Genomic DNA, 19,758 nt, shown 5'->3' on the forward strand with positions numbered 1-19,758 from the left:
GCAAGACCTTGTCGGCCCACTCCTACGCGCGCTGGCCGGAACAACGCCCCCTGCTGGACAGCGCGAGCTTCAGCGACTTCACCGTCAACTCCTTCTGCTCCAGCACCCCGACCCCGAACTGCAGCCGGTCCCTTCTCGACGTCGCCTTGGCATCGGGCTGAAAGCCGCTGCTCCGGCCCCGGGTTCAGTCGTCCTCGAGTCCGCTCTCCTGGAGCCGCCGCCACTTGGCCATCGATCGCTCGATCTCCTCGCGCATGAACGCGAAGAACCGGCCGGTCTCCTCCAGCCGCCGCCCGGCGGGAGAGTCGGGGCCCAGGAGCGTGACGCCTTCCTCGGCGCCGGTCTGCACGTGGACCAGCACCGGGACGGACTGGCTGATGTAGTGGCTCCAGGTGTGCTCGTGGATGCGGCAGAAGTCGTGCCGGCTGCCGGGTGCCCGGCCGCGTTCGACCAGCCGCACCTGCACCAGGTATTTGACCGCTCCCGAGATGGCCGGCGCGCCGACCCCCAGCCGCTCGGCCAGCTCGGCGGCCGACAGCCTGCCGGAGTCGGTGACCAGCAGTGCGGCGTACACGCGCGCCGCCATCCGCGGCATGCCGGACTCGACCAGGATCTGTGCGAACCGTTCCCTGAAGTGCGCGACGGCGTCCTCGCCCGCTCGCGTCACCACCGCTCCGTCCTCCGTCATGCCGCCACAGTCTAGAGCATTTCGAAAACTTCACGAATTTCGTGAAAAAGGAGTAGCGTCGTTGTCGTGACGGACACCGGACTCATCGGAGTGCAGAAGACCCTCACTCCCGTCCTCAAGGCCAAAGCGCTGGACAACCGGCTGCCGGACCCGATCCTCGGCGACGTCTACGCCGAGCGGGTGATGCGCCGCCTCGACCCCGACTACGACCGCCGCAGATTCGGCACCAGCCAGGTGGGCCTGGTCGCCGCGGTCCGCTCCCGGGCCCACGACGACTGGGCCCGCGCCTTCCTCGCCGAACATCGCGACGCGGTGGTCCTGCACCTGGGCTGCGGGCTGGACGCCCGCGCGTACCGGCTCGACCCGCCCTCCACCGTCGACTGGTACGACCTGGACTACCCCGCCGTCATCGAGCTGCGCCGTCGGCTCCTGCCGCCGCGCGACCACCACCACACGCTGATCGGCACCGATGTCACGGACCTGACCTGGCTGGAGGGCGTCCCTCGCGGCCGGCCGGTGCTGATGATCGCCGAGGGGCTGGTGCCGTACCTGACCGAGGAGGACGTCCGGCGGCTGCTGACGAGCGTCGTCGACGCCTTCCCCTCGGGCCAGATCCAGTTCGACACGGTGCCGGTCTGGGCGTGGCGCTTCTCGAGGTGGGATCCCAGCCTGCGGGTGTACGACGCCCGGTTCCACTGCGGCTTCGACGTCCCGGCCGCGCTGGCCGCGTGGCATCCGCGGCTGGAGTACGTCGACGAGGCGCCGATGAACGACGCGCCGATCCTGATGGCCAAGGCCCCGCCTGGCGTCCGCCGCCTGTACCGCTTCATGAACCTGCTGCCGGGCATGAAGCGCTCCACCCGCATCGTGCGCTTCCGCTTCCGCGAGACGCCGGCCTGACAGGGTCCGCCGCCGTCACGGCGGGCCGATGTTGCGGAAAACCCCCGCGGCCCTGCCGATCACGCCGGTGGCCAGGAGCGGACCGCCGGGTACGGCGGACAGCGACGTGAGCTCGCCCCCGGCCGGCACCCTCGTCCAGCGGCCGGAGTGATCGCGGTGAGCGAGTGCGGAGTCGATCCCGTTGACGTCCACGGAGCCGAGGAACCAGTGGCCGTTCCTGCCGTCGGGCACCGGCGGGAGGTCGCGGACCATCCGGCCGGCCTGCGCGGAGATGCTCTCACCGTGCCAGCCGGAATCGGTCAGGAAGAGCAGGAACGACGACACCCCGATCTCCCCGGTGATCCAGACGCCTGACCGATCGGCGGTGATGGCACGCACCATGGGGGTGAGGGGGCCGGGCGGGACCTCGTCGGACGGGGGCGGGGCCTTCGGCAGGTACGGGCTCAGGTCGACGCCGTTCCAGGTCCTTCCGTCGAAGTGATGGACGAAGGGGCCGTCGGCGTCGAGTGCCCAGATGTCGGAGGCCGAGCGAGCGCTGACCCGGAGCGTGCGGAAGGAGAGGCCCGACTCCGACCAGATCTCGCGGTCGTAGCGCCACGCCTTGGAGTCGCCGAAGATCCACACGTCGTCCCCGGCGACGGCGAGGGTCCAGGCCGTTGCCGGCGCCTCGCGGGCGATCGTCCAGACGCGCCCGTCCCAGTGCAGGACGGAGCCACCGGCCAGGGCCCACACATCGGACGGGCCGGACGCGGCGACCGGGCCGACCTCGCCGCGTCCGACGGGGAGCTCGATCCTCGTCCAGCGGTCGCCGTCCCAGTGGAAGGCCGTGGGGCGGTGCGGGCCGTCGGCCATCGGCAGCCGGGCGGCGAGACCGAGGACCTCCCAGCCGAAGGCCCAGGCGTCGCGCTCCCCGGTGGCGATGACCTGCCCGTAGGTGAGGGACGGCAGGCGGGCCGCCAGTTTCCAGCGGTCGTTCCCGTGCGCCCAGGGAGCGGCCCGCCACAGCCACAGCCCGGCGACCGCCGCGGCGACGCCGACCGCCCACCACGGCCACAGGCCGGCGGCGACCAGTGGTGGGGACATGACGCGGAGCATGACGTCAGCCGCTCTCGCGGCTGCCGATCCGGCTGAAGATGGCGCTGGACTCCCGGCGCGCGGCGTCGGCGTGCCCTGCTTCGCCGTACCGGTGCTCCAGGCGGGCCAGGACGGCGAGGGTGCGGGCGCGCCACAGCGGCAGCTCCAGGGTGTCCCACAGAGCGAGGGACGCCGACAGCGCGCCCCTGGCCTCGGCCGTCGCGCCCTGCTCCAGGCGGAGCTCGCCGAGCGTACGCAGGAGGAGGGCACGGCCGAAGCGGTCGCCCTTGCCGGCGAAGGTGTGCAGGCTCGCCTGGAGCGCCTGCTCGGCCTGCGCGAGGTCGCCGACCCGAATCAGGATCTTGGCCAGCGACTGGTCGGCGTAGGCCACGCCGTGCGGGTCGGCCAGCGCGGCGAACAGGCGGCGCGACGCCCGGGTTCTGGCCGCGGCTCGCGGATATTCGCCCCTGGCCCGGTGGACCAGGCCGATGCTGCGCTGGAGCAGAGCCTCGCCGCGCCGGTAGCCGACCTTCCTGTACGCGGCCAGCGCCCGGCCCAGCAGCCACAGCGCCAGCTCGTCGTCGCCGCGCTCGCGGGCCACGAAGCCGAGCATGTAGGTGGCGTGCGCCTTCCCCGCCACGTCGCCGAGCGCGGTGAAGATCGACAGCGCCTCCGTCAGGTGGGCCTCTCCCTCGGCGAACCATCCGCCCTCGGCGCGGACGGTGCCCAGGCCGGACATGGCCGACGCCAGGTGCCGCCGGTCGCCGAGGCGCTGGAAGGCCCGCCTGGCCTCCTCATAGGCGGCCACGGACTCGGTGAAGCGGTCCTGGGTGAAGCGGATCCTGCCCAGCCCGAGCATCACCAGCCCCTCGCCCTCCAGGTCGCCGGGCCTTCCGGCGGCGTCCGGGGCGCCGGACCGGCGGCCCAGGCGGGGGTCGCCGCACACGATGTCCTGGCGCAGCCGTACCAGCGCGGGACCGACATCGAGACCGAGGTCGCCGGTCAGCCGCGCCCGGGACCGCTCGAACACGTCGAGTGCCTCGGAGACGCGGCCGGAGCGGTAGAGCGCGAGCATCAACAGGCCGGCCAGCCGCTCACGGAGGGGGTCGGCGGCCACCTCCTCGGCCAGCGCGCCGAGGATCTGCCGGTGCCGGCCGAGCCGCAGGGACGCCTCGGCGTGCTCCTCGATCGCCTCGCGCCGCGCCTCCTCCAGTCTGACGCAGAGCGTCTCGCGGGCGGCGCCGACGGCCGCCTCGTCGAGGGCGGGGCCGCGCCACAGGTCGAGCGCCTGACGGAGCAGCGCGCTCTTCTCCTCGTCGTCCGCGCTGGCACCCGCCCGATGCTTCAGTACGGCGAAGCGGTGCGCGTCCACCGTCATGGGGTCGATGCACAGCTCGTAGCCCGAGCCGGCGCCCCGCAGCCGCACCTCGCTCACGGCTGCGCCGGTGCTCGCGGGTGCGCCGGTGCTCGCGGACACGCCGGTGAGCAGGCTTCGCAGCCGGGAGACGAGCACCTGTATCTGCCTGCGCGCCCCCTGCGGCGGCTGATCGGGCCAGAACACCTCGGTCAGGCGCTGCAGGGGGACGACGCGGTTGGGCGACAGGGCCAGCACGCCGAGCAGCAGCCGCTGCTGGCGCCTGGGCAGCGTGACCGGCGCACCCGCCCATCGCAGCTCGACCGGGCCCAGTAAAAGGACGCCGTCGCCTGGTGACGTGATCACCCGTCCATCATTGACCGGGTGTCGGGCGATGTGGTCAACCGATATTGAATCGAAACGAATCCCGCGATTGTCCGGACGAAACGTGCCGCGTCCGAGGCGGGAATGATGTGTTCCTGAGATTTATGCTGTCCGGCGATAAGGCAAGTCACATTCCGCGACGAGCGAATTGTCCGCCACGCCTCCGCGAGAAGGGCGCCATTGCGCGCCGAATTCGTCTTTTCCCCGGGGCGCAAGGCCCCTGACGTCTCTGGCAAACCTGTGGCAACAGCCCTCCCGTAGCGTACGCGAGCATCTGCATCCCGCGCTGCGAGGAGAGCCAATGAAACGATTAGCCGTCGTGACGGCGGTCACCGCGATGGTCCTGCCGCTGCTGGCCGCCGTGTCCGGCCAGGCCGCCACCGCCGAGGCCGCGGCGGAGACCGACCAGCCCGTCGGCCCCGGCCAGTACTTCGCCGACAGCAGGACTTTCGAGCTCAGCGAACTGGACGCCGCCGCGGCCGTGATCGGCCGCAAGCACGCGGTCGCCGCCGTGGACGGCGGGCTGGCTCAGCCGAAGGCGGTGCCCGCCTCCAGGGCGGACCTGTCGGTGTTCGGGCCGGGGTGGCAGGCGGAGTTCCTGGGCGGCACCACCGGCAGGAAACTCGAGATCTCCAGCGACGCCGCCCAGGTCACCGAACTCGGCACGGGCGAGCAGACCCGGTACGCCTACAAGAGCGGCGCCGCATTCCCCGACGGCGGCGAGGTGCGCCGCTACGAGGCCGCGGACGGCTCCAAGCTCACCGAGACCAGCCGGTGGGACGCGGCGGCCGGGACGCTGCGCACCACGGTCAGCGAGACGATCTCCACCAACCTCGGGACCACGGAGGCAGGCGACGACGGGTTCACCGACGACGCCGGCAACGCGATCAGCTCGGCCGACCTCAACCAGACCTACGTCTGGCAGCAGGCCGGCGCCTCCCAGTCCGACGCCTGGAGGGTGACAGGTGTCGGCACGAACGCGTTCGGCACCTCCACCGTCCAGTACGACGCCCAGGGCCGGGTCGCCACGATCACCGAGCCCGCCGCGGGCGAGGAGCTTCAGAACGTCCTGTCCTTCACGTACGCGACCGCCACCACGGCGACCGGCACGGCCTTCGGCGACTACGCGGGCCGGCTCAAGCAGATCACCCAGACCTCCGGCACCGGCACGCCGCAGAGCGTGGCCGCCTACTCCTACGACAGCGCCGGCCTGCTGCGCACCATGGCCGACCCGAGCCAGAGCGGCACGCAGCCCGCGACCTACGCCTACGACACGGCCGGGCGGCTGACCAGCTTCGACTCACGCCTCAACGGCGGCTGGCAGCTCACCTACACCGGCGACTCCGCGCTGCCCACCGCGACCGCCGCCGCCGGCAACACCACGCCGGGCGCCTCCGACAGCCCGCCGCCGTCGCTCGACCCGCCCGCTCCCGGCGCCACCACCGGAGGCGGCGAGGTCGCGGGCCCGCTGTCCTACCCGTCCAACTGCTGGGCCGCCGTGCACTGGATGTACTACAGCCGCCCCTGCGCGGCCTGGGCGGCCCACTACGGCTGGCACTACCCGTACTGGAGACAGTTGCCCACCAAGCGCTGGGTCGTCGGCATCCTGTACGACCACTGCACCAAGTCGCCGGACAAGCCGTCGGGGTTCAACTTCACCAGCGCCTGCGACATGCACGACTACGGCTACGGCATCATCGGCAACAACCTGAAGCGGTGGTACTACCCGTACTACCTGGACTGGAGCCGCAAGTCCGACGTGGACAGCCTCTTCTACACCACGTTGCGCGACTGGACCTGCACCGCCTACAGCAAGATCAGGCGCCCTCTGTGCAGGAACATCGCCTGGACCTACCGGCAGTTCGTCCGCAAGGGCAACCCCAAGAACGGCGCGAACGCGACCAGGGACTGACCTGATCCGGCGGACGCCCGCGGCGGGCCTGGACGTCGTGGCGTCCGCCACCTTCGCCGCCCCCCGGCACCCCGGCACTTCGGACGGAGTGGACAGTCATGAACCGACGCGTGATCCGCCGCATCATCGCCGTGGCGATCCTGCTCTTCCCCCTGCTCCCTTCGGGGGCGTTCGCCGCCGACGCCACGGCCCGGGCCGCGCAGGAGGGCCCGTGGGTGGAGCCCGGCCTGGCGGAAAAGCTGGCGGGCGGCGCCCGTACCAGAGTGAACGTGGTGACGAAGGCGCGCGAGGACCTGCCGGCCGCGTCGAGCGCCGGACCGGTGCTGCAGACGTTGTCCCGCATGCCCGTGGTCACGCTGCGCGCCGACCGGGCGGCGCTGGAGCGGCTGCTCGGCCAGCCGGGCGTGGTCAGCGTGTCGGAGGACCGGCCGGTGCCGCCGTCGCTCGGCGAGAGCGTCCCGCTGATCGGCGCCGACCGTACCCGCGCGGCCGGACTGACCGGCGCGGGCAGCGTGGTGGCGGTGCTGGACACCGGCGTGGCGGTCAACCACCCCTTCCTCGGCGGCCGGGTCGTCGCCGAGGCCTGCTTCTCACCCAGCGACCCCGACTACTCCGCCACCAGCCTGTGCCCCGACGGCGCGGACGAGGAGGAAGGGCCGGGATCGGCGGACTCCGAGAGCGGCCCATGCGCGAACATCGAGCTGAACTGCGACCACGGCACCCACGTGGCCGGCATCGTCGCCGGCGACGGCGAGGGCCTGGAGGAGGCCGACGGCAGCGGCGTCGCGCCCGAGGCGGAGCTCGTGGCCGTCCAGATCTTCAGCAGGTTCGACACGGACGACTTCTGCGGGCCGGGCGCCTCACCGTGCGTGCTCAGCTTCACCAGCGCCCAGCTCGCCGGGCTGGAGAAGGTCCTGGAGCTGAGCGGCGAGCTGCCCATCGTGGCGGCCAACCTCAGCCTGGGCGGCGGCAGGAACACCACGGCCTGCGACACCGACGCCCGCAAACCCGTCATCGACCGCCTGCGGGCCGCCGGGGTGGCCACGGTGGTCGCGGCGGGCAACAACGGCTACACCGACGCGATCAGCGCGCCCGCCTGCGTCTCCTCGGCCGTCGCCGTGGGCAGCACCACCGACCAGGACACGATCTCCGACTTCAGCAACCGCGGGCCGCTGCTGGACCTGTTCGCGCCGGGCACGGACATCGTCTCGTCGGTGCCCGGCGACACGTACGACTCCCTGAGCGGGACGTCCATGGCCGCGCCACACGTCGCCGGCGCCTTCGCGGTGCTGCGCCAGGCGTTCCCCGGCGCGAGCCCGGCCGAGCTGGAGTCGATGCTGAAGGACAGCGGCCGTGGCATCGCCTACCCTGGCGGGCCGACGCCGCGGATCCAGCTCGACGACGCCGCTCTGGGTGCGAGCGTGCGGCCTGGGCCCGATCAGTTCTTCTCCTCGCGCGGCCGAATCGCGGACAACGTGCTGGTCAGCGCGAACTCGACCATGGCCGTACAGGTGGCGGGAACGGCCGGGCTGCCGGCCACGGGGCTGCGCGCCGTCGCGCTCAACGTGGCCGCCAAGGGCGACCTGTTCAACTCCGGCTCGGTCGCGGTGCACGCGTCGGACGAGCCGGAGCCCGCCGGCAACCCGCTCTTCTACGACGCCACGCGCTACGCCTCGACCCTGATCATCGCCGGCGTCGGCGCGGACGGGAAGATCAAGGTGGTGAACAGGAGCACCGGCCCCGTCCGGGTGACGCTCGACGTCCACGGCCACACCCTCGCCCAGGCGGCCGCCGTGGTGGGCGGCGGCTACCTGCCGATCACGCCCGTACGGGTCGCGGACCGGACCGTCGTCCCGGCGCTGGGCAGTTACGAGCTGGCCACCTCCGGCATGACCGGGATTCCCGCCGCCGGGGTGGACGCGGTCGCGCTCACCGTGATGCTGAAGAGCTCCTCGACCGGGACGATCCGGGTCTACGCCGCCGGGGACGTCTTCCCCGCCGACGCCAACGCCGACTACCCGGCCAACGTCCCGGCGCAGTTGTTCACCATCGTCAAGCCCGGCACCGGCGGGAAGATCAACCTGCACAATCTCGGCTTCGGGACGGTGGAGATCTCCGTCGAGGTCGTCGGCTACTTCACCTCCGCCCAGCGGGCATCGGTGCTCAAGGCGGTCGGGGCGTCGCCGGTCGCCCGGGGCCTCACCATCGCCGCGGGCGGCACGAAGGCGCTGAGCTTCACGGGTGTGGCGGGCGTCCCCACGTCCGGCGTTTCCGCGCTGGGCCTGGCCGTCGTGGCGAAGGGCGCGGCGAACGGGGTCGTCTCGGTCGTCCCGCAGGGCGGTTCGAGCACCGCGCGGGTGGTGGCGTACGCGGCGGGCAAGGATTCGGCCGGGTTCACGATCGCCGCCACGCGGCAGGACGGGACGGTCGTGCTGAAGAACGAGGGCACCTCGCCGGTGACCGTCTCCGTGGACGCCTACGCCGCGCTCACCGGCCGATGATCACTACACGCTCGGACCAGGGGGAGTTTCATGCGGTGGATGCGGGCGCTGGCCGGACTGTTGCTGGTGACAGCGGCGGTGACGGCGCAACAGGGAACGGCGCGGGCCGCCGCGTGCTCGGCGGCGCTCCCTCAACCCGACGCCTATGGGATCACCTGCACCAACGTGACGGAGTCCGAGCAGTCCGACCACTCGAAGCTGCGGGACGTCACGATGACCTCGACCATGATCTTCCAGCCGGCCGGCGGCACCCCGGTCATCAACCCGCTGACGCGTCCGATCACCGTACGCGTCTACCTCCCGCCCGGCTACGACCCGGACCGGAGCGTCCCCTACCGGACCCTCTATCTTCTCCACGGGGGTGGCGACAACTACGACACCTGGACCACCAGGGGCGACGTCGTCGCCCGCCTGCGCGCCGCGCTGTTCGACGGCATCGTGGTCATGCCGACCGGCGGGATGACCGGCTGGTACACGGACTGGGCGGGGCGTACCGACGGATATTTCGCCCCGAAGTGGGAGTCATACCACAACAGCCAGCTCGTTCCGTGGATCGACGCGAACTTCAACACCGTCGCCGACCGGTCGGGACGCTGGCTCGCGGGGCAGTCCATGGGCGGCTACGGCGCACTCAAGTACGCGGCCACGCACCCCGACCTCTACTCCGCCGTCGGCGCCTTCTCACCGGGCATCGACCTGCGCGCCGCGCCCGCCCAGAGTACGATCTCCGACTCGATGTGGCAGTCGGGCGCGGCCATCCTCTGGCAGGACCCAGGCGAGTACCGGGTCAACAAGTACGAACCCGGCAGCATCTTCCCCGTCCCCGACCCCGTGGTGCAGCGCCGCTACCGCCTGGAGAACCTGTTCGGCCCGCCCACCGAGACGGTCTTCCACGGCGCCACAGTTGACGACTGGCCCGCCGCCAACCCCGCCGACCTGGTCACGCAGGGCAAGTACGCCCCCTACAGCGGAAAGCTGGCCCTGTACGCGGGTGACTGCGACCGGGTCCCGCACACCCCGAACGGCAGCGAGCCCGCACCCGCCGACTGCGGCTACGACACCACCAGGACCGACGGGGCAACGGGCACCACCGAGGGGGTGCTGGGCGCGTACGCCAGCGAGTTCGACCGGACGCTGACGACTCTGGGCGTCGGGCACCGCTACTGCTACACCCGGGCCGGGCACGACTGGAGCGCCTGGCAGTCGTACCTGGTCGACTTCCTCACGTACGCCTCCGGCACCGCCCCGCCTCTCTGTCCCGTCAGCTGAGTGCGCGCCCCGGACCGCTGACCGTCGCCATGGCGGCGCTCAGCACGGCCCGGAGCGGGGCGTGCGGAAATCCGTCGCCCGTGCCGGTGTCCGGCCCGGTCCGGGTGCTGTAGAAGGGTTCGTCGTCGTGGTCGTCCTGTCGGGCCCATTGGTTGCCGGCCTCGTCCCGCTGCCAGGTGACGTTCTCGCCACGGAAGTCGGCACGCGCGAGCCAGTCGGCGCCGCACGGCCAGTAGCCCTCCCACTGCGTGGGGCGTAATGCGGCATATGCCGCATCGACGTCGGCGACGGCCTGGTCCACGTCGTCATCGTCGAAGACGGCCGCGAATCGGCACAGCAGGGCCAACGGAGCCCCCGGGTGCCGCAGCCGCGGGTCCCGCGTGGCGATCGCCCGGCAGATCAGGTCGACGGCCGCGTCGCGGGAGGACCTGTCAGCGATGCGCTGAGGTCACCGCGCGGTGTCAACGCCGGGCCGAGGGCTCGGCGCTCGCGCTCCGCGCGGCCGGGCTGCGGCTCAGGCGCACGCCGAGCAGGACGAGCCCGACGCCGATCGGCAACAGCATCCCGGTCGCGACGAAGAGCCGGACGGTCAGCCCGTTCAGTCCGGGGAGCGTGGCCGCCAGCCGCAGGTCGGCGGAGATCACTGGGCTCGCGTCCGCGTTCATGATCACTACGGTCCAGTCGCCCGCCTCGGGCGTCCAGGTGAGGCTGCCCGATCCTGTCGCCGCCCAGAACGGCTGCGCGGCGGGAGGCGCGGCAGGCTGCCCGCCCTGGTGTCGCGTGTAGGCGGTGCCGTCCGGGCCGGGGCCGAAGGTCAGGCGGGTGAGGCGGTCGTAGCCGGTGGTGCTCAGGTACCTCTCCACGTCGGCCCGGGGGCCGACGCCGACGAACAGCGGGGTGCCCTTGGCCGCGGCCTCGATGCGTACCTGGCCGGTGAAGGCGCGCAGGTACTCCACGCCCTGGCCGCTGATCGCGACCGGTTCGGTAGTGAGCGCGTACGCCGGGGTGGCGACCCGCTCGCTGGTCGTGCTGACGAAGCCGTCCGAGGCGCGCACGTGAGCGAGCACCGCCGACAGGGAACCGGCGGCCGCCGTGCCTACGGCGCCGAACGCGAGCAGCGCGCCCGCGAGGATCGCCACGACCGACGCGGCTCCGTGCCGTACGGGTGCGTGGCGCGGCTCGCGCGGCGGCTCCATGCGCGGCAGCTCGTGACCGCCCTGCTCCAGCCGGAACGGCGGGTAGGCGTCGGTCATGAGCGTCGCGTAGGCGGCCACCCTGAGCGCCCACCGGTTCATCCCGAGCACGAGGTCGTACAGGCCGAGCGGGTAGCGGCCGGTGAACAGCAGGCTGAGGGCGGCGACGAGGACGAGCAGCCCGATGAGACCGCCCCAGTCGAGCGTGTAGAGCACGCCGCCCCCGTCGGGCAGGCCGCCGCGCCAGGAGATGACGCTGCCGCTGGTGAACAGGCCCACGATGAGGTAGTGCGGGATCGCCAGCAACCACCACTTGACCAGCACCAGCCCGCGGGACAGGTGGTCGGGGTAGTCGATCTCCAACGTGGCGGGGTAGTCGGGCGCCGGCCCGAGAGTGAAGGGCGGGTACCGGTCGGTGCCGAGCGCGCCGTAGGTGTAGTACGCCACCCGCCAGGTCCAGCGCAACACACCGAGGTTGAAGTCGAACAGCGAGCGCGGGTAGCGGCCGGTGAACAGGATCGCGAAGAACGCGATGACGGTGAGGACGCCGAAGGCGATCCACAGGAAACCGAGCACGATGTAGTGGGGGATCGCCAGGAACCACTTGACGATCCACAGGCCCCGGTTCAGCGGCTCCTCCAACCGGGCCTCGACACGTACGGGATAAGTACTCACCTTCTCAGCGCACCACCGGCGCGCCCGTACGCCTGCGGGCGAAAGTCCCGGGTCGCGTGCCGATGGACATCCGTCGCGCGGGAGCCCCCTGCCGCCTTGGGGCTGGAGGGAAGGAGGTCGCCTGCGGAGGACCAAGGTCCCGTCAACGAAGGCGCTCTGCCCTGGGGGATCGGACTCCCGCAGCTGACGGTACGGATGCCCCCACAGCGGCAAGGTCATCGGGTTCGTCCTGCGCGGCAGCCAGCGTCGCAAAGCAGGACCGCCGTATCTCAGGACAAGTCGGCGCATCGCATCGCGTTTCTCTTGATCGCGGTCAGTCATCGTCGTGCTTCCAGGAGCTCCGGTAGTAACACCCGTTGAAGGGCGTTCGCCTCGGGTGCGCGCAGGCGGCCGGAGAGAAGGTGGGCTCACCACGACGACATGAGTGACGTAGGTGGTCAGCATGGCCCTTCTCCTGGGTACGACGCGCGCAAAGAACGATCCGTTGGGCGAGACGTCCTTCGCCACCGGCCGCGGTCGCCGGCGGCGCTACGGGGAGGCGTCACGGCGGTCGTGTACGGCCCCGGCCGGTGTTGTAGTCGGCGGTGTCGAGGAAGTAGTCGCGCACGGGCACTGTCCGGTAGGGCGTGGCATGTCCTGAACCCTCCACACCTTCGGTCATGGCAGCGCCTTCCCGCCCGGAAGGGGCGAGCCCCCCTCGGCCTCCTCGACGACGGGTGGTGCCGTGTCCGGGAAACCGGAGGTGTGCCAGGTGGCGCCGGTGGGAGTGACGGCGAACGCTTCTACGCCGGGGAGCCCTTCGATCCAGACGCGGGCCGCCGCGCCCATCGCGAAGGCGGCGGTGGCGTAGGAGTCCACCATGGTGAGGCCGGTGCCGATGAGGGTGATCGAAGCCAGGTCCAGCGCAGGCCGGCCGGTGTGGGGGTTGGTGATGTGCGGCCCGCGTTCGGCCGTGCCGGAGGTGGCCACGGCCAGGTCGTCTCCGGCGATCACCGTGGCCACCGCACCTGGGCGCAGAGGGTGCGCGACCGCGATCCGCCAGGGCCGGTCGGGCGCGGGCCTTCCTGCGCATTGGAGGTCCCCGCCGCCGTTCAGGCAGTGATTCACGGCTCCGCAGCGGGTGAGGATGCGTGACGCCTGCTCGATGGCCCACCCCTTGACCAGGCCGGACGGGTCGAGGTGGCCCGAGGGGCGGGTGGTGAAGTAGCCGCCGGACGCCGTCACCACCGACGCGCACAGTTCGAGGACGTCGGCCACTTGCGGCGGGCAGTCGTCCAGGCCGATCTCGCCTGCGCCCAGGCGCCTGATGGGGCTGTCCGCGCGGTAGGTCGAGAAGACGGCGTCCACCTGGTGCAACCAGGCGACGGCCTCGGCGATGGCGTGCCGCCCGTCCCCGAACGGGGGCCGGAGGTCGAAGGAGAAGACCGTGCCCATGACATGCTCGACGTGTCGCATCACAGTCCGGCCCGGTCCAGGGCGCTTTGCAGGGACTGGACGTAGCCCTCGCTGGTGTATGTGGCCCCGGAGACAGCGTCGATCTGGGCCGATCCCGCGGCCAGCGCCTCGTCGTTGAGCGTCGGCAGCGCCCGGCTGTTGATGGCGATGTCGCGATGATTGCCGTCGGGGGCCTGGAGTACCCGGATGCCGGCCATCTTGCCGCCGGCCAGGACGAGCTCGATCTGCACGGGCCCCCAGCGAGTGGTGGCGACATCGCCCGTGACGACCTTGTCCCCGCTGCCGGCGCCAGAGCTGACGCCCGGCCCCGTCCAGGTGCCGCCGGTCTGCGGAACGGTGGCGTCCTGCCGGGGAATCGACGTCCCGTCCTCGTCCTCGCTGTCTTCGTCGTCCACGTCCTTCTGCCGGCGGCCGGAGGGAGGCTCACCGGGGCTCGGCGGCGAGGCTTGGGAGACAGCAGACGGTGGGGACGCCACCGCGGTCAGCTCGTGCGGTTTGAACGACAGGAGCAGCACCAGGCCGACGGCGGTGACGAGGATGGCGAATATCGCTCTGCGCATGGGGATTCCTCAGAACTCGAACGACTCATGATGGATGCGGCGAGGCGGTATTCCCGCGGCGCGCAGCGCGGATACCGCCGCGTCGGCCATTCCGGCGGGTCCGCACACGTAGGCCTCGTGCCGCGCCAGCTCGGGCACCAGCCCTGCCAGGACCTCCGGCGTGAACGGATTCCCGACCTGGTAGCGCGGGCCGACGCAATAGTGCAGTGCTGCCTGGCGCCGACCGGCGATCTCCTCCAGCTCCGTACGGAACACGAGGTCCTCTTCGCTGCGGGCGCGGTAGAGGAGGGTGAGATCGCCGGGCGCGGCGGGAATCGACTCGAACAGGGCACGCAGCGGGGTTATGCCGACCCCGCCTGCCACGAGCAGTACCTTGCGCCTGTGGCGTCGCCGGCCAGGGGTGAACGCGCCGCTCGGGCCTTCGGCGATGACCCGGGTGCCCGGTCGCAGGCGCGCGAGCCGTCTGCTCTGGTCCCCCAGGTCCTTGACGGTGATGCGCAGCTCTCCGGGCCGGGGGACGGCCGACAGCGAGTACGGGTTGGCCGACCACCACAGATCCCTGGTGAGGAACCGCCATCGGAAGAACTGGCCCGGCTCGGCCTTCAGCCTGTCCAGGCGACGGCCGGAGAGGTAGACGGAGATGACGCCCGGCGCCTCCACCTCTACCCGGTCGACCCTGAGCCGGTGCCGCAGCGCCTGACGGATCGGAGTGAGGAACCGGTACCAGGCGAGCACGACCGCGACCCCGAGATAGAGGGTGTACCAGGTGGCGCGGGCGACGGGCGAGGCGACGAACTCGCTGCCGGTCGACAACTGATGCCCGAAGGCCAGCCACGCCGCCAGATAGGTGTAGAAGTGCAGGTGGAACCAGGTTTCGTAGTGCAGGCGCGGCCGGATCGCGCGTGCCGAGACGATGCCCACGCCCACCAGGAGCAGGACGGCCACCGTGGCGGCGAGCACGTCGGGGTACGACAGGTTCAGCGTCACCGTCTCGCTCGCCACGTCGGTGCCGTCCGCCACGGCGTAGCCCCAGATGATCAGCAGCGTGTGGGCCACCGCCAGCCCGACCACGTAGCGACCGCCCATCGCGTGCCAGCGAGCGAGCCGATCGGAGCCCACGCCGCGCTCCAGCGGCGGGATCCTGGCCATCAGCGCGAGCAGCACCGCGATCCCGTAGGCGGCCAGCAAGCCGGTGATCCGGCCGGCCCCGCTGAGCCAGTCCCCGAGGCCGGCGACACGTGGGGTGCCGGACCACCACAGGCCCAGCACGGCCAGCGCCCCCGCGGCAATGACCGACAGGACGGCGGCGGGATGGGCGCGGACGGCTCCGCGCCGCGCTGCCCCTGCCCCTGCCCCTGCCCCGGTCGCCACTCGTCCGGCCGAAGCGATGCTCACGATCGTGCCCCCCTTGCGCGGCGTCCCTTCTCCATCGCGAGCCACACTGCCAGCCGAACTTCTCTGTTCCCTCTGAACGAGGCATATCCCAACCGTTCAGAGGGTTCTCATAGGTGAGACAGACGGCCCGCAGAGCGGACGGGGGGATCCTGACAACACCATGCAAGCCAGTGCCCGTGAGCTTCCCGAGTTGCGCCGCGCCGACGGCGCGCCCGTTCGCGTGCTCGTCGTCGAGGACGAACCCGACCTCGCCGAGGTGCTCGGCACCGTGTTGCGCGAGGAGGGCTGGCAGGTCCGCACCTCGGGCTCCGGCGCCGGCGCCGTGAACGCGGCCCGTGAGTTCCAGCCGGACGCGGTGCTGCTCGACATCATGCTGCCCGACCTGGACGGCCTGGAGGTGCTGCGCCGCCTGCGGACCGACGCGCCGCAGGTGTGTGTGCTCTTCCTTACTGCCAAGGACGCGGTGGAGGACCGGATCGCCGGGATCACGGCAGGCGGTGACGATTACGTCACCAAGCCGTTCAGCCTCGCAGAGGTCGTCGCCCGGCTGCGCGGCCTGCTGCGCAGGGCCGGCATGGCACAGATCGCCGAGGGGAACCGGCTGGTCGTCGGCGACCTGATCATGGACGAGGACGCCCGAGAGGTGACCCGCGCTGGAGAGCTGGTGGAGCTCACCCCGACCGAGTTCGAACTGCTGCGCCTGCTCCTGCGTAATCCGCGCCGGGTGCTCAGCAAGGCCCGGATCCTGGACGAGGTCTGGTCCTACGACTTCGGTGGCCAGGCGCACGTGGTGGAGCTCTACATCAGCTACCTGCGCAAGAAGATCGACGCCGGGCGCACACCGCTGATCCACACGGTGCGGGGCGTGGGATACGTGCTCAAGCCATCATGAGACCGCATACCCTACGCGGCCGCCTGATGGCCGGAGTGCTGGTCCTGCTCGCGCTGGCCTGCGCCACGATCGGCGTGGGCACCTCCATCGAACTGGAGCGCTTTCTGGTGGACCGGCTGGACCAGCAGCTGTCCATGGCTGCCGGCCGGTTCGCCGTCACCCTCGAGCACCGCCGGGAGGAGGAGCGCGAGCACGGTGACAGCCGTGGTCAGTCGATCGGCACCCTCGGCGTGCGCATGGTGAACGGCCAGGTGATCAACGCCGCCGTGGTCCGGTCCCGCAGCGCGGACGACGCCCGGCTCAGTCTTTCCGCCCAGGACGTCGCCGCCCTGGCCGCCGTACCGGTGGACGGGCGCGGCCATGCCGTGGAGCTGTCCGAGCTGGACGACTACCGGGTCATGGCGACCCGGGGCAAGGGTGGCGACGTACTCGTCGACGGGCTCCCGATGGAGGGGGTCGAGGCCACGGTACACCGGCTGATCTTCGCTGAGCTGGTGGTGTTCGCCGTGGTGATGGCCACGGCGGGGACGGCGGGCGCGGTATGGGTGCGGCTGTCCCTGCGTCCGCTGCAGCGGATGGCCGCCACGGCACAGCGGGTCAGTACGCTTCCGTTGTCCAGCGGTGAGGTGGCGCTGCCCGACCGCGTACCGGTCGAGGACCAGCGCACGGAGATCGGCCGGCTGAGCGAGGCCTTCAACCGGATGCTCGGGCATGTGGGTGACGCGCTCACCCGGCGGCACGCCAGCGAGCAGCGGATGCGGACTTTTGCCGCCGACGCCGGCCATGAGCTGCGAACCCCCCTGGCCACCATCCGGGCTCACACGGAGCTGGCCCGCCGTCATTCCGCAGAGCTGCCGGCCGAGGTGGGGCACTCCTTGGAGCGGATCGAGGCCGAGTCGGCGCGGATGGGCACGCTGGTCGACGACCTGCTGTTGCTCGCCAGGATCGACGCGGGACGGTCGCTGGCCCGTGAGGAGGTGGATCTGACCCGCGCGGTGATCGACGCGACCGGCGACGCCCGGGTCTCGGCCCCCGGCCACCTCTGGCGGCTGGAGCTGCCGGAAGAGCCGGTCACAGTGATCGGCGATGCCGCGCGTCTGTACCAGGTGGTGGTGAACCTGCTCAGCAATGCCGCCCTCCACACCCCCCGGGGCACCACGGTGACGGTATCCGTGCGCGTCCTGTCAGAGGAGGTGGAGCTGACCGTCACCGACGACGGGCCGGGCATCCCCGAGGAGATCCAGCAGGAACTGTTCGAACGGTTCGTTCGCGCGGACAAGGGCCGCTCGCGTGCCCTGGGCGGCAGCGGGCTCGGGCTGGCCATCGTCAAGGCCGTGACCCTCGCCCATGAGGGAGCCGTGTCCATCCAGAGCCGGCCAGGCCGTACCGCCTTCCAGGTGACTCTCCCCGCCTCCGCGAGCCGTTCTGAGGCCGGACCGCATTAGCCGCGTCCCTACCGCGAGCGCCGGGAGCGGCTACACGGCCTCGTCATATCGGGCAGGCACTGGCAGGTTCCGGAGGTGTTCAACGACGCCGAGGCCGTGCTGGAGGCCACCCGCCGGCTCGGCCTGGAGTTCATCCTCTGCAAGCAGCTCGCCTCGCCATACCGGCCCGGCCGCCGCTCACGGCCGACGGCAAACCCCGCAGCCATGAGGTCAGGGCCAAGAACCCCACGGACAAGCTGCTCAACGTCTTCTCCCTCGTGCACTGCGTCCCGGAGTGACGCGCTGGTGCGCCTGACCCGGGTGCCTGCGGGCGGGTCATCCCGGAGCTCTGCGGCTGAGGTCCTCCCAGGCGCGGTACTTCGCCACCCGGTCCTGAAGATCCTGCTGGACCATGTCGTAGGACGCGGCGCCGACGATGAGACGCAGCGGCGGCTCCGGCAGGTCCACCAGCTCCATGATCACTGGAGCGGCGGTCTCCGGGGCGGGCCCGGCGTCATCGCCCCACATCTTGATCAGCTTGTCGCGTAGTTCCTGATAGTGCGGGGCGGGGGCGGTCATCGTGGTGCCCGTGGTGAACAGGCCGGTGTCGTAGCCGCCCATCTGCACGATGGTCAGCTTGATGCCGAACTGCGCGGCCTCTCCCGCGACGGCCTCGGAGACCGAGTCGAGCGCCGACTTGCCGGCCGCGTACAGGCCGACCATGGGGAAGCCGCCGCCGGTGCCCATCGTGGTGACCTGCAAAATGCGGCCGGAGCCCTGGGAACGCAGGTGGGGGAGCACGGCCTGGGTGACCCAGACCGCACCGAACAGGTTGACGTCGAAGTGGGCCCGGATCTGCTCTTCCGTCGCCTCCTCCAGCATGCCCAGCAGCATGACCCCGGCGTTGTTGACCACGATGTCGAGCCTGCCGAAGGCCGCTACCGCCCGGTCCACGCCGGCGAACACGGCCGCGCGGTCGGTGACGTCGAGCGGTAGCGTCACCAGGTTGTCGGGGAAGCGCCGGACCAGGTCGGCGAGCGGCTCGACATTGCGGGCGGCCCCGATGACCCGGTCGCCCGCTTGCAGCGCCGCCTCCGTGAACGCCCGGCCCAGTCCTCGTGACGCGCCCGTGATGAACCATACGCGGCTCATGGGCTCCACCTCCTCTTGCTCGGGTTCAGTGCAACGAGACAAGACGGTACGTCTCGCCTCGCATTACTGTCAAGACGGATCGTCTCGTCTCACTCGGTGGTACGATCCCGGCATGGCCAAACAGCCCGACCCCGCCCGCCGCAGCCAGCGCTCCCGGCAGGCCATCCTCACCGCCGCCCGCGAGCTGATCACCGAGATGGGCTACGCCAAGCTGAGCATCGAGGCCATCGCGGCCCGCGCGGGCGTCGGCAAGCAGACCATCTACCGCTGGTGGCCCTCCAAGGGCGCGGTGGTCCTGGACGCCTTCCTGGCGCTCAGCGAGGCCGGGCCGGAACAGGACATGGCGCTGCCCGACACCGGCGACCTGGAGGCCGACCTCAAGGTGGTGATGCGGGCCACGGTGGCCGAGTTCGCCGACCCGGCCTTCGAGGCGCCGATCCGCGCCCTCAACACCGAGATCATCAACGACCCGGCCCTGGCCGCCCAATACCAGGAGAAGCTGGCCGGCCCGGTGGACGAGGCCAAGAAGGAGCGGCTGCGCAGCGCGCAGCGGGCCGGGCAGCTCGCCGCCGGCGCCGACCTCGACCTGGCGCTCGAACTGCTGTACGCCCCCCTCTACCAGCGCTGGCTGCTACGCTCCGGCCCGCTCACCCCGCAGTACGCCGACGCCCTCGTCGACGCCTTCCTCAAAGCCATGGGCCCGGACATCGACGCATCCACCCACTGATCAAGGGGGATTCGCGCCTACGGGAGCGCTGCGCACCGAGGCCGCCGTGCTCGCCGGGAGCCCCAGCGCCCGTGATCGGGACGAGCTGTGAAATCACACTATGACCGGTGTCACGTCATGGGCCCGCAGATCTCCCGGTACGGCAGCACGGAAACGTGGGCGGCCCACTCCTGAGCCGTCATCGACGCCCCGCCGGCCGCAGG

Annotated in this window: 16 protein-coding genes; 7 read left to right on the plus strand and 9 right to left on the minus strand. The window is 71.5% G+C overall.

Annotation, left to right across the window (positions count from 1 at the left end):
* Positions 1 to 184: 184 nt before the first annotated feature.
* Entirely contained in the window at positions 185 to 688 is a 504-nt protein-coding gene (locus BMW85_RS38600; protein WP_245775309.1) for a GbsR/MarR family transcriptional regulator, read from the minus strand.
* Positions 689 to 754: 66 nt separating this feature from the next.
* Between BMW85_RS38600 and BMW85_RS38605 the strand changes: the two genes are divergently transcribed.
* Positions 755 to 1,588 carry a class I SAM-dependent methyltransferase gene (locus BMW85_RS38605; RefSeq protein ID WP_091091820.1) on the plus strand — a complete coding sequence of 278 codons (834 nt, stop codon included), beginning with the start codon at positions 755 to 757 and terminating at the stop codon, positions 1,586 to 1,588.
* A 15-nt stretch (positions 1,589 to 1,603) separates the two neighbouring features.
* On the opposite strand, the gene BMW85_RS38610 is transcribed toward BMW85_RS38605, so the two are convergent.
* Both BMW85_RS38610 and BMW85_RS38615 read right to left on the minus strand, forming a co-directional pair.
* Positions 1,604 to 2,671, minus strand: coding sequence for a hypothetical protein (locus BMW85_RS38610; RefSeq protein WP_143082552.1), 1,068 nt, complete (start codon positions 2,669 to 2,671; stop codon positions 1,604 to 1,606).
* 16 nt (positions 2,672 to 2,687) lie between these two features.
* Positions 2,688 to 4,382 (minus strand): AfsR/SARP family transcriptional regulator, encoded by a 1,695-nt coding sequence (locus tag BMW85_RS38615; RefSeq protein WP_091091822.1) that lies wholly within the window; start codon positions 4,380 to 4,382, stop codon positions 2,688 to 2,690.
* Positions 4,383 to 4,701: 319 nt separating this feature from the next.
* Between BMW85_RS38615 and BMW85_RS38620 the strand changes: the two genes are divergently transcribed.
* From BMW85_RS38620 to BMW85_RS38630, 3 genes are all read left to right on the plus strand, one after another.
* Positions 4,702 to 6,312 (plus strand): phospholipase A2, encoded by a 1,611-nt coding sequence (locus BMW85_RS38620; RefSeq protein WP_143082553.1) that lies wholly within the window; start codon positions 4,702 to 4,704, stop codon positions 6,310 to 6,312.
* A 98-nt stretch (positions 6,313 to 6,410) separates the two neighbouring features.
* On the plus strand, positions 6,411 to 8,813 hold the full coding sequence (locus tag BMW85_RS50605) for a S8 family peptidase (RefSeq protein WP_091091825.1): 2,403 nt from the start codon (positions 6,411 to 6,413) through the stop codon (positions 8,811 to 8,813).
* 30 nt (positions 8,814 to 8,843) lie between these two features.
* Positions 8,844 to 10,082: an alpha/beta hydrolase gene (locus tag BMW85_RS38630; RefSeq protein ID WP_091091827.1), complete on the plus strand. Its 1,239-nt coding sequence runs from the start codon at positions 8,844 to 8,846 to the stop codon at positions 10,080 to 10,082.
* Here the strand turns inward: BMW85_RS38630 and BMW85_RS38635 are convergent.
* From BMW85_RS38635 to BMW85_RS38655, 5 genes are all read right to left on the minus strand, one after another.
* On the minus strand, positions 10,075 to 10,428 hold the full coding sequence (locus BMW85_RS38635; RefSeq protein ID WP_091091829.1) for a hypothetical protein: 354 nt from the start codon (positions 10,426 to 10,428) through the stop codon (positions 10,075 to 10,077). The two genes, BMW85_RS38630 and BMW85_RS38635, sit on opposite strands and share 8 nt — an antisense overlap.
* A gap of 115 nt (positions 10,429 to 10,543) precedes the next feature.
* Positions 10,544 to 11,950, minus strand: a complete 1,407-nt coding sequence (locus BMW85_RS52395) for a DUF4389 domain-containing protein (protein ID WP_342743484.1) — start codon at positions 11,948 to 11,950, stop codon at positions 10,544 to 10,546.
* A 657-nt stretch (positions 11,951 to 12,607) separates the two neighbouring features.
* Positions 12,608 to 13,405: an FAD:protein FMN transferase gene (locus BMW85_RS38645; protein ID WP_218156121.1), complete on the minus strand. Its 798-nt coding sequence runs from the start codon at positions 13,403 to 13,405 to the stop codon at positions 12,608 to 12,610.
* Positions 13,405 to 13,965 carry an FMN-binding protein gene (locus BMW85_RS38650; RefSeq protein WP_091091834.1) on the minus strand — a complete coding sequence of 187 codons (561 nt, stop codon included), beginning with the start codon at positions 13,963 to 13,965 and terminating at the stop codon, positions 13,405 to 13,407. Before BMW85_RS38650 ends, BMW85_RS38645 begins: the two co-directional genes overlap by 1 nt.
* Positions 13,966 to 13,974: 9 nt before the next feature.
* Positions 13,975 to 15,360, minus strand: coding sequence for a ferredoxin reductase family protein (locus tag BMW85_RS38655; protein ID WP_245775310.1), 1,386 nt, complete (start codon positions 15,358 to 15,360; stop codon positions 13,975 to 13,977).
* Between the two features lie 160 nt (positions 15,361 to 15,520).
* Between BMW85_RS38655 and BMW85_RS38660 the strand changes: the two genes are divergently transcribed.
* Both BMW85_RS38660 and BMW85_RS38665 read left to right on the plus strand, forming a co-directional pair.
* Positions 15,521 to 16,252, plus strand: coding sequence for a response regulator transcription factor (locus BMW85_RS38660; RefSeq protein ID WP_091091837.1), 732 nt, complete (start codon positions 15,521 to 15,523; stop codon positions 16,250 to 16,252).
* Entirely contained in the window at positions 16,249 to 17,697 is a 1,449-nt protein-coding gene (locus tag BMW85_RS38665; protein WP_091091839.1) for a sensor histidine kinase, read from the plus strand. The genes BMW85_RS38660 and BMW85_RS38665 overlap by 4 nt, the downstream gene beginning before the upstream one ends.
* A 315-nt stretch (positions 17,698 to 18,012) precedes the next feature.
* Here BMW85_RS38665 and BMW85_RS38670 read toward each other — a convergent pair whose 3' ends face one another.
* Entirely contained in the window at positions 18,013 to 18,828 is an 816-nt protein-coding gene (locus tag BMW85_RS38670) for an SDR family NAD(P)-dependent oxidoreductase (protein WP_091091841.1), read from the minus strand.
* Between the two features lie 112 nt (positions 18,829 to 18,940).
* Between BMW85_RS38670 and BMW85_RS38675 the strand changes: the two genes are divergently transcribed.
* Complete coding sequence (locus BMW85_RS38675; RefSeq protein WP_091091842.1) at positions 18,941 to 19,555, plus strand: TetR/AcrR family transcriptional regulator; 615 nt, start codon at positions 18,941 to 18,943, stop codon at positions 19,553 to 19,555.
* Positions 19,556 to 19,758: the final 203 nt, after the last annotated feature.

Origin of the sequence: Nonomuraea wenchangensis, assembly GCF_900111685.1 — a bacterium.
Taxonomy (GTDB): Bacteria; Actinomycetota; Actinomycetes; order Streptosporangiales; family Streptosporangiaceae; genus Nonomuraea; species Nonomuraea wenchangensis.

Bases quoted from the DNA above. Each gene is read 5' to 3' on its own strand.
- BMW85_RS38620 (WP_143082553.1), top strand. From the start codon at position 4,702: ATGAAACGATTAGCCGTCGTGACGGCGGTCACCGCGATGGTCCTGCCG.
- BMW85_RS38675 (WP_091091842.1), top strand. From the start codon at position 18,941: ATGGCCAAACAGCCCGACCCCGCCCGCCGCAGCCAGCGCTCCCGGCAG.
- BMW85_RS38660 (WP_091091837.1), top strand. From the start codon at position 15,521: ATGCAAGCCAGTGCCCGTGAGCTTCCCGAGTTGCGCCGCGCCGACGGC.
- BMW85_RS38670 (WP_091091841.1), bottom strand. From the start codon at position 18,828: ATGAGCCGCGTATGGTTCATCACGGGCGCGTCACGAGGACTGGGCCGG.
- BMW85_RS38650 (WP_091091834.1), bottom strand. From the start codon at position 13,965: ATGCGCAGAGCGATATTCGCCATCCTCGTCACCGCCGTCGGCCTGGTG.
- BMW85_RS38665 (WP_091091839.1), top strand. From the start codon at position 16,249: ATGAGACCGCATACCCTACGCGGCCGCCTGATGGCCGGAGTGCTGGTC.
- BMW85_RS38600 (WP_245775309.1), bottom strand. From the start codon at position 688: ATGACGGAGGACGGAGCGGTGGTGACGCGAGCGGGCGAGGACGCCGTC.
- BMW85_RS38630 (WP_091091827.1), top strand. From the start codon at position 8,844: ATGCGGTGGATGCGGGCGCTGGCCGGACTGTTGCTGGTGACAGCGGCG.
- BMW85_RS50605 (WP_091091825.1), top strand. From the start codon at position 6,411: ATGAACCGACGCGTGATCCGCCGCATCATCGCCGTGGCGATCCTGCTC.
- BMW85_RS38645 (WP_218156121.1), bottom strand. From the start codon at position 13,405: ATGCGACACGTCGAGCATGTCATGGGCACGGTCTTCTCCTTCGACCTC.
- BMW85_RS38610 (WP_143082552.1), bottom strand. From the start codon at position 2,671: ATGTCCCCACCACTGGTCGCCGCCGGCCTGTGGCCGTGGTGGGCGGTC.